The sequence below is a fragment of the Rummeliibacillus sp. JY-2-4R genome, from assembly GCF_053847205.1.
In genome coordinates this window covers 2,261,156-2,274,638 of the sequence record NZ_CM132623.1, presented here as the reverse complement: position 1 = coordinate 2,274,638, position 13,483 = coordinate 2,261,156, and the positions used below count along the sequence as shown (strand labels likewise).

The following is a 13,483-nucleotide window of genomic DNA, read 5'->3' as shown; positions in this document are numbered from 1 at the left end:
AGGATGGCTTTTAAAGGAGAGAAATAGAAGTGAATAGTAAAATCATGAAAATACAAAAGTTAGGATTTCCATGGGAGACAGAAGATCCATTCCTAATAACCGTACACCACAAAGATGTCTATCCATCAGGAAACGAAGACCAAGGACCAAATGTATCATTGGAAGGTAGAAATCTTGGTGAAGATTTTACATTGCGTGATGGTTTTAGAATGTATCATGGCACAACGGTTCCAGGGTTTCCTGTACATCCCCACAGAGGATTTGAAACGGTAACTGTCGTTCTTGAAGGTTTTGTCGATCATTTTGATTCTTATGGATCATCAGGACGATTCGGAAATGGAGATGTTCAATGGATGACAGCTGGGAAAGGCTGCCAACATACTGAAATGTTTCCTCTTATCCATCAAGACAGAGATAATCCGCTTGAACTATTCCAAATATGGTTGAACCTACCGGCAAAAGATAAATTCGCTGAACCAGATTATAAAATGTTATGGGCTGAGGATATCCCAGAAGTACAAGAGATTGCTTCGAATGGGCAGAAAACAACTGTAAGACTGATTGCAGGAAATATGCTTGGTAAGGCTAGTTTGGAACCAAACAATGTTTCTTGGGCAAACGATAAAAATCATCATGTAGGTATTTACCTAATTAAGATGGAACCAAATGCAACATTTACACTGCCATCTGTTTCAGAAGAAATGACAAGAAATTTATATTTTTATCAAGGAGACACATTAAATATAGAAGATATAGAAGAAACAACGATTGAAAAATACCATCGCGTAAAGCTTGCGGGTGATCAGGAAATCACAATTACTAATGGATCATCTGAAAGTTATATGCTCCTTTTGGAAGGTGAGCCGATACAAGAACCGGTTGAATCTTATGGACCATTTGTTATGAATACGAAACAGGAAATTCGTGATGCATTCAACGAATATCAACAAACACATTTTGGTGGCTGGCAGTGGGGTCGTCCTGATCCTGTAAATAAGCGTGACTCAGGAAGATTTGCACGCCATGCAGATGGAAGAGTTGAGAAAAGGTAACCACCTTTCTTTAAAAATAAGGGGTATTTTATTCAAACTGTAGTGACACTCCAAAAGTGCAGATGCTGTGTGTTTGAAACTAATCATATAAACTAAAATTCTAATTATACGACTTAGTGGAATATATGTGTGGACTGCGCATAATTCTTGCTAAGTCGTGTTTTTATTTTTAGTAGTTATGGACTTTGAAATTGGTGAAGAAGGTTTTCACCTTCTCTACTTGTAGGCTTTTAGGAAAAAGCTATGCCTATTCAATAAATATACATTTTTATAAGGACCAATATTCTTTAATTTTAGTTAAATTTATTAGGCATGACCTAGCCTACAAGAGTATTAATTTAGTTTGAAGTGGAATTATATTTTTAGTGTAAAAAATGTTCATTTTTTCCTAAATGTATACTTGACAGATTGGGTTAATATGATTTATTTTAGTATTAACAAAAATTAATAGCCGACTAGAAAACTGGAGGCTCTCATTTCTAATTATAACGAAATGGGAGCCTTTATTTTTTCTAAATAAAGGGGGGAATAGTGCTGTTTTTATCTCTAATCTCAACATATTTTTATTTTAATGAATAGGAGTATATTGCTATTATTCCAAGTAATTCAATGGGGATACATGTATTGGCTGGTTTGGTGAAAAAAACAAAACATATAGCACGATTAATTGTTTTGATGGTGTATTTCTTGAGAAGTTCCTTACTTTTTTTACAAATACTGAATCAAAAATATACAATCTTAGCAATAGGATATTTAATAATCAGAGATTACACCTTATTGGACATATATCGGTTTATAAGATGACAAATATAATTAAAGAGATTATTAATAAGAAAAAGTTCTCTTTTTAAATTTCGAAATATTCAAATTATAATAAATCTCCAGATTCTCAAAATTTCATTAACTTATTAGAGAGGATGTAAAAAAACATGGAAATATTTTGGTTTATTCCTACAAATGGAGACTTCCGTCAATTAAATAATAGTGAAGGTTCACGCCCCGCAACGTATAACTATTGTAAGCAAATTGCAGAAGCAGTCGATGATTTAGGTTATACAGGTGTTCTAATCCCAACAGGGAAAACATGTGAAGAAGGGTTTATTGTCGCATCTACGCTCGTACCTGTTACCCAAAAACTTAAGTTTCTAGTAGCGGTACGTCCTGGATTAATGTCACCAAGCTTTGCTGCACGTATGTCTGCCACTTTGGATCGTTTTTCTGGTGGTCGATTATTAATTAATGTGGTGGCTGGAGGTGATCCAGTGGAAATGGCAGGAGAAGGTGTATTTCTAAATCACGATGAACGCTATGAGTTAACAGATGAGTTCTTAACGATATGGCGTCGATTATTTACAGAAGAAGAAGTGGATATACAAGGAGACCATTTACGAATTGAAGGAGGACAATTGCCATATCCATCGGTTCAAAAGCCATACCCACCTATATACTTAGGAGGTTCCTCACCCGTTGCTATGAATGTGGCTGCAGAGCATGTCGATGTCTATTTAACATGGGGAGAGCCGCCTGCACAAGTGAAGAAAAAAATAAATAAAATACGCCAACTCGCAGCAACCCAAGGAAGAAAGGTGAAATTTGGTATAAGACTACACGTCATTGTACGTCCAACCGAAGAGGAAGCATGGAAAGTAGCGAATCAGCTCATTGAATACGTGGATGACGAAACGATTGCGCAAGCACAAAAAGTATTTAAGCGGATGGATTCAGAAGGCCAACGCTTAATGACGAGCCTGCATGAAGGAGACCGTGCCCGATTAGAAGTGAGTCCTAATTTATGGGCAGGCGTAGGATTAGTGCGAACAGGTGCAGGTACTGCTCTAGTAGGAGACCCTGACACAGTTGCAGCCCGTATGAAAGAATACGCTGATTTTGGTATCGAAACATTCATCTTATCCGGATATCCGCATTTAGAGGAAGCTTATACCACAGCAGAATTATTATTCCCTAAACTGCCGATTGAAAGAAAGGATACATCGAATCAACGAACCTTCCTTAGTCCGTTTGGTGGTGATTTTAAATCGACTGTTACTAAATAACTGGTTTTATAGAGGGATTCTTCCTTATAAAACCAAGTAAATTTATACAAATAATAAGTTATTAATTTATTTTGTTGGTTACCTTTGTATTTAAATATTTCATGAAGGAGTAGAGTCAATGATTAGGATTAATGATGTTAATAAGAAGTTTGAAACTCCAGACGGCCCTTTTAATGCTGTCTCTTCAGTGAATTTGGAAGTTCATGCAGAAGATATTTATGGGATTATAGGCTTTAGTGGCGCAGGAAAATCTACTTTATTACGGATGATCAATTTGTTGGAAAAACCTGATTCAGGTGAAATCATTGTAGCCGGGGAAAATATGATGTCATTGTCACGTAAAGAATTATTGTCAAAACGTAAATCGATTGGAATGATCTTTCAACATTTTAATTTACTTACGAATCGTACGGTGTTTGATAATGTTGGATTTCCATTAGAGCTATCGGGTGTAAGTAAAAATGACCGAAAGAAACGAATTTTAGAATGCTTAGAGACAGTAGATATGCTTGATAAAGTAAATTCTTATCCTGCGAAATTAAGTGGTGGTCAAAAACAACGTGTCGCTATAGCTAGGGCTATTGCGACACAACCGAAAGTCCTTTTATGCGATGAACCTACATCAGCTGTTGATCCGCAAACAAAAGAAACCATCTTACAATACTTACAAAAAATTAATCATGAACTTGGTATCACTATTGTTATTGTCACACATGAAATGAGTGTGGTGAAAAGAATTTGTAATAAGGTGGCAGTTATGGAACAAGGGAAAATAGTTGAGAGGTTTAATATGACTGATACGAATATAAAACCTAACTCAGTGATTTCCAAAATTCTATTTAGTGAATCCGAACCTGTTAGGAAGGGAGAAATTATCTATGTTTGAAACAATAATCCCGGTTTTACCGGAAATAAAAGTGGCACTGGGTCAAACGTTATACATGGTTATTACATCTGTATTTTTAGGAGTCCTATTCGGTGCACCAGTTGGTACCTTACTTTATTTGACACGCGAAGGTTCTCTGGTGGGGACTCCTGCATTTAGCACCATTTTAAATGCGGTAGTCAATTTAGTTCGTTCTTTTCCTTTCTTGATTCTAACGATTGCTATTATCCCTTTAACTAGATTGATTGTAGGAACTTCTATTGGAACCACTGCAGCCATCGTGCCTATGACGATAAGTTGCATTCCATATTTCGCTAGATTTGTAGAATCTTCTTTACTAGAAGTTAATCGAGGAGTCATTGAGGCCGCTGAATCGATGGGGGCAAATCGCTTCCAAGTTATATGGAAGGTACTTTATTCAGAAGCTAGAGCAGGACTTGTGAATGCAATCACCATTGTTACAGTCAGCTATATTTCGTATTCAACAATAGTAGGAATTGTTGGTGGAGGAGGGATTGGAGATTTTGCTATTCGATATGGTTTTTATCGATATGAAACAGAAATTATGGTTTTTACCATTTTAATAATTGTAGTACTAGTGCAGTTAGTACAATTTACAGGGAATTTTCTTGTTAGGAAATTAGATAAGAGATTATAGCATTTGGAGGAATTTAGATGAAAAGAATTTCAGTTATTTCGATATTGATAGCATTATTCACTTTAATATTAAGTGCTTGCGGAACATCATCCACAAGTGGAGCAGGTACAAAAAATCAGACTGTTAAAATAGCTGCAGTTGATTATGAACCATATGATGGTGTTTTGCAATTTGTTCAGAAAGATTTAAAAAAACAAGGCATCAATTTGGAAATTAAATATTTTTCTGACGTTGTTTTGCCAAATGAAGCTTTAAACAATAAAGAAGTAGATTTAAATTATTTCCAAAATAATGGGTATTTACGTGCAGCAAATGAAGCAAATAATACAAAACTAACTCCTGTAGCCTATACGTTTGATCAAATCTTTGGTGTGTATTCTAAAAAATATAAACACATTGAAGATTTACCAGATGGTTCTGCTATAACCATTCCTGCAGATCCGGGTAATAGCGCGAGATCGTTAAAACTATTAGAACAGCATGGTTTAATCAAACTTAGAGAAGGTGCAGGTTTCAATGCTAGTCAAAGAGATATCGTTGAAAATAAACATCATTATAAATTTGTAGAAATCGATCAAATGATGCTACCAAAAGCTTATCAAGATGCAGAATTGATAGCTATAATGGGTGGATATGCGCTTCAGGCAGGACTAAAGCCAGCAAAAGATGCGTTACTTAAAGAAAAAGTAAATGGGCATGATTATACAAGTGTTTTAGTAGCACGTCCTGACAATAAAGACAATGAATTGATTCAAAAGGTAGCAAAAGCTTTTGAATCACCTGAAGCGAAAAAATTTCTTCTAGAAAATTACCCTGATGTAGCTATCTGGCAATAGAAAAGATAAGAAGGGAGATAAAAGAATATTTTAGTTCAATTATAAGGTGTTCTTTTAGTTCCACCTACTAGACAATTGCCACTGTCTACTATTAACAAACCAATTATATCTTTGGAGGTTCATATGAACAAAAGTAAATTATTAAGTGTATTTATTCTTATTATGAGTTTGCTCTTAGTGGCATGTGGGACTAAAACACAATCGGGCTCTGGTAATTCAACTGAAGATAAGACGGTAACAATTGGAATCTTAGATTGGAAACCTTATAAGGAAATAGTAAAAGTGGTTCAGGACAATTTAAAAGATGATGGAATTCATTTAGAAATTAAATATTTTTCTGATGTAATCATACCAAATCAAGCTTTGAATAATAAAGAAATCGATTTAAATTATTTTCAACATCAAAGTTATTTAGACGGCGCTATTAAGGGGAAAGGTTGGAATCTTGTGCCGGTAGCTAAGACGTTCAATAATATTTTTGGAGCATATTCCAAGAAATACAAAAACATTAAAGAACTTCCGGACGGGGCGGTCATTACGATACCGGCTGACCCAGGAAACAGTGGAAGATCCTTAGTTTTATTGGATCGTTACGGATTAATTAAGCTCAAGGATGGAGTAGGAGCTGAAGCTACTCAAAAAGATATCATCGAAAATAAACATCGATATAAAATTGTAGAAGTGGAACAAATGATGTTGCCAAAGGCTTATGAAGATTCAGATTTGACAGCTATAATGGGTACTTATGCACTTCAAGCAGGGTTAACTCCAGCAAAAGATGCAATTATTAAGGAAAAACCGGATGATTACTATACAAGTATTGTTGTTGCTCGCGAGGACAATAAAGATGATGAAATTATTAAAAAGGTTGCTGAAGAGTTTGAATCTGCTGAAGTAAAACAATTTGTATTAAAAAATTATAGTAATGTAGTGACATGGCCTGAATAAGATTTATTTGGCGTTTCATCAATAGATAACATAAGTAGACTGAAATTTTTGAGTATTTAAATAACAAAACGAAATGGAGGAAAAAAATTATGAATAAAAAACCACTTTTATTTTCTGCTTTTGTAATGAATACAGCCTCTCATATCATTCACGGGTTATGGCGTGATGAAGAGGGGAATCAATTAAATTTTAATGATGTGAATCTTTGGGTTTCTTTGGCTAAAAAGCTTGATGAGGGCGGTTTTGATGTGATGTTTTTTGCAGATGTCATCGGATTGTATGGTAATCACGGCGGAAGCTGGGAGTATCATGTTGAAAATGGGTTGCAAATACCAAGCAATGATCCAATGGTCCTTTTGTCAGCACTTGCAGTAAACACAAAACATTTAGGATTGGCCTTCACCTCTGCTCCGCTTCAGGAACATCCTTTTACCTTTGCACGACGGGTGTCAACATTGGATCATCTATCAAAAGGCCGGATTGCTTGGAATATCGTAACAAGCGCTCTTGAGAATGCATATCACAATTTTGGTTATGAGCGCATTACCCCGCATGATGAGCGCTATCAGTTGGCGGATGAATATGTAGACGTTCTTTATAAGCTTTGGGAAGGTTCATGGGATGAAGGTGCTCTCTTGCAGGATCGAAAGACTGGAATCCATGCTAATCCTAAAAAGGTTCACAAAATTAACCATGAAAGTAAGCATTACAAAGTGGAAGGCCCACATCTTACTGCGCCGTCACCACAACGTACACCGGTTCTCTTTCAAGCTGGTTCTTCACCTGCTGGCCGTGATTTTTCTGCACGTAATGCGGAAGCTGTTTTCATTTTATCGCCTACTCCTGAAAATGCGAAAAAGCTTATTGATAGTACGCGTAGTTTAGCCGTTCAATATGGAAGAAAGGCAGAAGATCTTCATTTTTATCAAGGTTTATCTTTTGTAGTAGGTGAAACAGAAGAAGAGGCATGGCAAAAAGAGCGAGAACTTGATAGCAAAATAGATTATGAAATGATTATTGCTCATATTGCAGGGGGGATGGGCATTGACCTTGGACATTTGGATTTGGATACTCCGCTGGAAGATATCTCCATAGAGGGAGTAAGAAGTCACTTCGAGTGGTTAAAGGAAAGTGTACAGGGGCGTACGCCTACCGTTAGAGATCTTGCCCAAATACGAAATAAGGGAACCCATATTATTGGAACACCTGAAACGATTTCAGATCAGCTTGAGAAATGGAGGGATGCAGGTGTTGATGGTATAAATGTCATTAATTCAACCATTCCTGGTTCCTATGAAGAATTTATTGATAAAGTGATGCCTGTTTTACGCGAGCGAGGATTGGCCAGTGCTGTGCATGGTGAACCAACTACACTTCGCTACAAGCTATTTGGAACAGATCGCCTGAGCGAACGTCATCCGGCTTCAAAATATCGGGGTGCCTTTACTCATGATTATTCAGGAAATGTAAAGTGATAGGGAATGTAATAGGTAATCTATTAAAATGGATGATTGCAAAAAAATATAAAAAAAAGGAGTCTTCTAAACTATGATTAATCAAAAAAAAGAAGCAAGCCATGATGAATCAACCTTAACTTTTTCAGAGCCGATAAAAGCAGGTTCAGCTGAACTACTTGGGTTACTGACAAAGATTTCGGAAGAAGCGGAGAAACGGAGAAGTACTGGAAACGAGTCACACCCTTTTTATGCGATTGAATTAATTAAAAAATCTCGACTCGGCGCTTTACGCATTCCAGTTGAAATGGGCGGAGGCGGTTCAAGCATTCGTGAATTTTTTCAGGTTTTAATAAGCTTAGCAGAAGCTGATTCTGACGTCGCTCATATTCTTCGTACACATTATGACTTTGTAAATGAGGCGCTTCTTAATCCTCATACTGAATCAAATCATAAGATTATAGCAAGAGCGGTACAAGGAGAAATTTTCGGCAATGCTACGACCGAAAAATCAGCCCGTAATGTTGGAGATGTAGACTATGTCTATGATACAACTTTATCCCCAGATGGTGAGGGGTATCGGTTAAACGGAACCAAGTACTTTTGCACAGGTACCTATTACTCGGATTGGGTTGGAGTGAGGGCATCGAATCTAGAAGGAAAGACAGTAAGGGTATTTATTCCTACTAATCGTGAAGGCATCGAACTTGAGGATGATTGGGATGGGATTGGGCAAAGGTGGACTGGTAGCGGTACAACCCGGTTTCATAATGTTTTCGTTCACCCTCATGAGTTGGTGGAAAGTGACAGTCGATTTACATCCAATACATTTTTACAACTTTATTTACAAGCAATTATGGCAGGAATCTTACGAAATGTTGTTTTAGATGCTTCCAAACTAATCCATCAGCGATCTAGAACATTTAGTCATGGAGCAGCAAGTTCAGCACCGGAAGATCCTCAATTACTACAGATTGTTGGACAATTATCTAGCAGTTCCTTCAGTGCAGAAGCGAACGTACTAGCAGTAGCGGATGCATTGGATGAGGTTTTTAACTCTGCCGTTGATGGGATTAAGAATCCAGATCTTGTTCATAAAGCCGCCCTTCAAGCCGCACAAGCGAAAGTGATGATAGAAGAATTTGCCTTTAAGGCCGCAACACAAATTTTTGATGTTGGAGGAGCTTCATCAACAACGAAGTCAAAAGGCTTGGACCGTCATTGGCGCAATCTTCGTACCCTTGCCTCCCATAACCCAGCTGTTTACAAAGCTCGGGCAATTGGTGATTATGTTGTTAATGGTAGAAGGATTCCATTAAATCGATATTTCTAAGTACCAAACCAAATTAATGGAGTGTAGGTTAGAGCCAAAATAATAAATCGAATGGTATAAATTTTTGAGCATTTCTTGATAATTTTAAAAAGAAATGCTTTTTTTATTTTTTAAATTAGAAAATATAAAATGATGATAACAATATTTTTTTATTGAAAATCGATAAATTTTTGTTTAGAATCAAAATAAGAATAATTATGTGAGGTGTTTTTATGAAACGAGGCACAACGGTGTTTTTAAAGATAGCTTTACTAGTAATTGGGGCTCCAGTTTTAGCTTTATGCATATTTATGGCAACAATGATCGTTAAGAATATTGCACAAGGAATTGTAGGATGGGATTATGCTGTACTTGGCATGATTACAATTATGTATATAGCGGCAATTCCATTTTACATGGCATTGTATCAAGCATTTAAACTTTTAAGCTATATCGATCAAAACAAAGCTTTCTCTGAATTGTCTGTAATAGCTTTAAAGAAAATAAAAAACTGTGCGATCACAATCAGCTGTTTGTATGTAGTAGGTTTGCCGCTTTTCTATATCTTTGCACAGTTAGACGATGCTCCGGGAGTAGTAATTATCGGGATGATGCTTGTTTTTGCCCCGATTGTTATTGCAGTCTTTGCGGCTGTACTCCAAAGGCTACTACAAGAGGCTATTCATATAAAATCAGAAAATGATTTAACGGTCTGAGGTGAGAACAATGGCAATTATTATCAATATTGATGTAATGCTTGCTAAAAGGAAGATGAGTGTGACTGAACTATCAGAAAGAGTTGGTATTACGATGGCTAATATTTCTATATTGAAAAATGGTAAGGCAAAAGCGATAAGATTTTCAACTTTAGATGCAATTTGTAAAGCTTTAGAATGTCAACCCGGAGATATTTTAGAGTACAGAAGTGATGAAGACACCCTTGACCAATAATACAGATATATTCAATAAATTAAATTCATAATAGGGGAGTTACTCATGAATTTAACCATTCAAAATGATTTTCAGAAAAAAACATTGAAGGAACAAATAAAGAGAGCACTAAAACAACTTATTCGTTTGGATGGGAGCAGGCCTTGTCCTGTTTGTTTCCTGTCGTTATTTTTGCCTCTTTGGCCATAACACAATTTTTGCCACTCCCTTTCTAACCAAGGTATGATTGGTTATTCATCATCTGCCTTTTGATGCAGTGGTGGATGATTCGTTCTGGGCTTGAAACACTGGATGAACTAAAGGTGATCACGTTGTTCCACTTGATCGGACTTATTCTTGAACTTTTTAAGGTACATATGGGCTCCTGGTCCTATCCAGAGGAAGGATATTTCAAAATTTATGGAGTGCCCTTGTATAGTGGATTTATGTATGCAAGTGTAGCGAGTTATCTTTGTCAGGCATGGAGAAGGTTTAAGGTTGATCTGATTAAGTGGCCACCTTTTTTAGTTGTTGTACCTCTTGCAGCTGCGATTTATTTAAATTTTTTCACCCACCATTATTGGCTTGATGTTCGATGGTGGTTATCTGGTCTTGTAATAATTGTTTTTTGGCAAACAAGGGTTTCATATGAGAATAATGGCATTATTGTTCAAATCAGAACAATATTTAAAAGTAAAGAATTCACCACTCTATTATTTTTGAAAATGAGTGGTGAATTAATCATTTCTTTCAAAAAGTATTATGTTTATAAAATTTAACTTCATTATTCCTAGTGTTATCTCTAATAATCAAACTTGAAGCTTTTTTTGTTCAAGGCTAATATTATTTGCCTCAATAATGATTTCTTTAATGTTTTGGTACTGTTCATCAGTTAGTTTTATTGCAGGATTTTTCGTAAATGTCGAAATATCAAGCCCTTTTGCTTTCACTGCGCCTTTAATTCCTGTAATGAATAAATCTGTTGTATCATAAAGTTTCATTAATACGAAAATTTGTTTAGCACACCTTTCTACTATTTCAAAATCTTTATTTTCATATGCTTCGTGCATAGTTACAAATAACTTAGGTTCTACATTTGTAATCCCGCATAGAACCCCATCCCCACCAGAAATACGATTTACTACGTAATATTCATCAAATCCAGATAGAACTGAAAAATCTGGCCTTGCTGATTTAATCCGCTGAATAATTTTTCTAGTATGACTTATGTTATCTACCGTATCTTTGATGCCAACGATGTTTTTATGTTTCATTGCTAATTTATATATCAATTCAGGGGTTAAATCATTTCCTGTTTTTTCTGGAAAATTATACAATATTATTGGAAGATCAACTGATGTCGCTATTTTTCCAAAAAATAGTTCAGCAGCATGATCAGTTGGTCCAAAGTAATAAGGTGAAATGACTACAAGTCCATCTACTTCCGCGTTTTTGCAATGCTTTGCTAATTCTAAAACGTCATCTGAGTTCGTTCCACCTATACCAATAAGAACGGGAACCTTATTATTCACAATTTCTACAGCAAAATCAACTAGTTGTTTTTTTTCTTCCATAGTGAAGGCGAAAAATTCACCAATACTTCCAAAAAATAAAATACCATTTATTCCATTATGAATTAAATTGTTAATATGAATTTCCATTTTAGCAACAAAGCATTCCGCCATTCCCATTGCATAACAGATGAGTTTCTGATGTAAATAACGGATGCCTTTCTAAAAGAGTATAGTGAGGATATTAAAAAAACCTGAGTAGTGCTCACAACCTACTCAGGTTTTGTTTGTATTTGGTAATAACTTTTCCAACAAATGTTGATTTTTATTTTTCTAATTCTGTGGAGTATCTAAAATGAGCTACTATTATTTAATGACCACTACCAGCAACATCAACATGTTTCAGATGTGTATTATTCATTAAGATTAATGCGACTGATAATAAGACAAATCCGGCACCTACTAAAAATGGGACGCTAGGATTATAAATCTCTGCAAGTCTCCCAGCTGTAAATGGGGCAATCGCTCCACCGATAAAACGAAGGAAGCTATATGCGGCAGATGCTGTTGAACGTTCAACAGGAGCTGCATTCATGACTGCAGTTGTTATTAAAGTATTGTTGTTTCCTAAGAATGCCCCTGCTAAAATAACTGCTCCTATGACTACCCATTGAGTGGAAGTCCAAATGCCCATTGATACAAGAAGTAGAGCAAATAGTGTTAACATTGTACACATTGATTTTATGGTACCAAAGGACTCTTGAAGCTTAGGTGCCATGAAAACGGAAGTGATAGCAAGTAATATCCCCCAACCAAGGAATACAAAACCTAATCCATGTTCTTTTAACCCCATAACAAAAGGTGCATACGCTAATAATGTAAAAAAGCCAAAATTATATAATGCGGCAGCAACACCAAAAATTAATAATGAACGGTGCTTTAAGGCACGGAACGGATCTAATATTGAAGTTTTAATGTGTTTGTTACTACTTTTATCTGCTTTTGGCATAAGGAGTAATAAGCCAATAAACGCAATAATCATCAGTGAGGCAACACCTAGAAATGGACCTCTCCATGACATTGCTCCCAACCAGCCTCCAAGAAGTGGTCCAACAGATATTCCAAGACCAATTGCTGCTTCGTATAAAATTATTGCTTTAGCTGTTCCACTGTTAGAGAGAGAAACGATAGCTGCTAAAGCTGTCGCCACAAATAATGCGTTGCCAAGTCCCCAACCCCCTCGAAGACCAACGAGGGACCAAATGCCATTTGAAAATCCCCCAAGTGCAGAAAATACAGCAATGATGACAATACCTGTTAGCAGAGTCCATTTAATACCTAGCCTAGAGGAAATCATTCCGGTAATGATCATTGCCACTGCCATAACGGCATTATAACTAGTAAAAAGTAATGTTACCTGACTGTGTGAGGCATGTAATTGATTCGCTATTGCTGGCAAAATCGGATCCACGAGACCTAGACCCATAAAAGCGATTATACATGCGAAAAAAACGGCCCAAACCGCTTTTGGTTGAGTAAATAATCCCCCTTGTAAGACAGGCTCCAAGTCTGTTTTTGTTGGTGATTCAGAAACTAATTGTGGTTTAGACGACATACACATTCTCCTCTTGTTTAAATTTTGCTTATACATATTTTTTGAAAAAATTTACTGTACTTCTTTTTTGTTCAATTAGTTGTATTATACAATTAATTTTCACTGGTTCAATAGTTCTTTTAGCTTTTTTACGAAAAATTCTGTCTATTTTGGCATCCCTCTTGTAATCCTTCACAAAGTTTGAGCTTGACCCATAAAGTTTAAGACAGTTCATAAAGAGTGAGATG

Annotated in this window: 12 protein-coding genes and 1 pseudogene; 11 read left to right on the top strand and 2 right to left on the bottom strand. The window is 36.1% G+C overall.

The window, feature by feature from the left end; all coding sequences use genetic code 11:
- Positions 1–29 precede the first annotated feature (29 nt).
- From ACWV26_RS10970 to ACWV26_RS10920, 11 genes and pseudogenes are all read left to right on the top strand, one after another.
- Positions 30–1,052 carry a pirin family protein gene (locus ACWV26_RS10970; RefSeq protein WP_455894800.1) on the top strand — a complete coding sequence of 341 codons (1,023 nt, stop codon included), beginning with the start codon at positions 30–32 and terminating at the stop codon, positions 1,050–1,052.
- A 929-nt stretch (positions 1,053–1,981) separates the two neighbouring features.
- Positions 1,982–3,106, top strand: coding sequence for an FMNH2-dependent alkanesulfonate monooxygenase (gene ssuD, locus ACWV26_RS10965; RefSeq protein ID WP_455894799.1), 1,125 nt, complete (start codon positions 1,982–1,984; stop codon positions 3,104–3,106).
- A 118-nt stretch (positions 3,107–3,224) separates the two neighbouring features.
- Entirely contained in the window at positions 3,225–3,992 is a 768-nt protein-coding gene (locus tag ACWV26_RS10960; protein ID WP_455894798.1) for a methionine ABC transporter ATP-binding protein, read from the top strand.
- Entirely contained in the window at positions 3,985–4,650 is a 666-nt protein-coding gene (locus ACWV26_RS10955; RefSeq protein ID WP_455894797.1) for a methionine ABC transporter permease, read from the top strand. Before ACWV26_RS10960 ends, ACWV26_RS10955 begins: the two co-directional genes overlap by 8 nt.
- Before the next feature lie 17 nt (positions 4,651–4,667).
- Positions 4,668–5,486 carry a MetQ/NlpA family ABC transporter substrate-binding protein gene (locus ACWV26_RS10950; protein ID WP_455894796.1) on the top strand — a complete coding sequence of 273 codons (819 nt, stop codon included), beginning with the start codon at positions 4,668–4,670 and terminating at the stop codon, positions 5,484–5,486.
- 123 nt (positions 5,487–5,609) lie between these two features.
- Entirely contained in the window at positions 5,610–6,434 is an 825-nt protein-coding gene (locus ACWV26_RS10945; protein ID WP_455894795.1) for a MetQ/NlpA family ABC transporter substrate-binding protein, read from the top strand.
- An 89-nt stretch (positions 6,435–6,523) separates the two neighbouring features.
- Positions 6,524–7,909 (top strand): LLM class flavin-dependent oxidoreductase, encoded by a 1,386-nt coding sequence (locus tag ACWV26_RS10940; protein ID WP_455894794.1) that lies wholly within the window; start codon positions 6,524–6,526, stop codon positions 7,907–7,909.
- 73 nt (positions 7,910–7,982) lie between these two features.
- The gene (locus ACWV26_RS10935; RefSeq protein ID WP_455894793.1) at positions 7,983–9,221 is read left to right on the top strand and encodes an acyl-CoA dehydrogenase family protein; all 1,239 of its coding nucleotides are present in this window, start codon (positions 7,983–7,985) and stop codon (positions 9,219–9,221) included.
- A gap of 212 nt (positions 9,222–9,433) precedes the next feature.
- Positions 9,434–9,916, top strand: a complete 483-nt coding sequence (locus ACWV26_RS10930) for a DUF2975 domain-containing protein (RefSeq protein WP_455894792.1) — start codon at positions 9,434–9,436, stop codon at positions 9,914–9,916.
- Between the two features lie 10 nt (positions 9,917–9,926).
- Entirely contained in the window at positions 9,927–10,151 is a 225-nt protein-coding gene (locus ACWV26_RS10925; protein WP_455894791.1) for a helix-turn-helix domain-containing protein, read from the top strand.
- A gap of 45 nt (positions 10,152–10,196) precedes the next feature.
- Positions 10,197–10,792: pseudogene (locus ACWV26_RS10920) on the top strand (DUF817 family protein); the annotation flags it as partial.
- A gap of 147 nt (positions 10,793–10,939) precedes the next feature.
- On the opposite strand, the gene ACWV26_RS10915 reads toward ACWV26_RS10920, so the two are convergent.
- Positions 10,940–11,791, bottom strand: a complete 852-nt coding sequence (locus ACWV26_RS10915; protein WP_455894790.1) for a dihydrodipicolinate synthase family protein — start codon at positions 11,789–11,791, stop codon at positions 10,940–10,942.
- A 220-nt stretch (positions 11,792–12,011) separates the two neighbouring features.
- A complete protein-coding gene (locus tag ACWV26_RS10910) occupies positions 12,012–13,256 on the bottom strand; it encodes an MFS transporter (RefSeq protein WP_455894789.1) in 1,245 nt (414 codons plus the stop codon).
- Between the last annotated feature and the right edge of the window lie 227 nt (positions 13,257–13,483).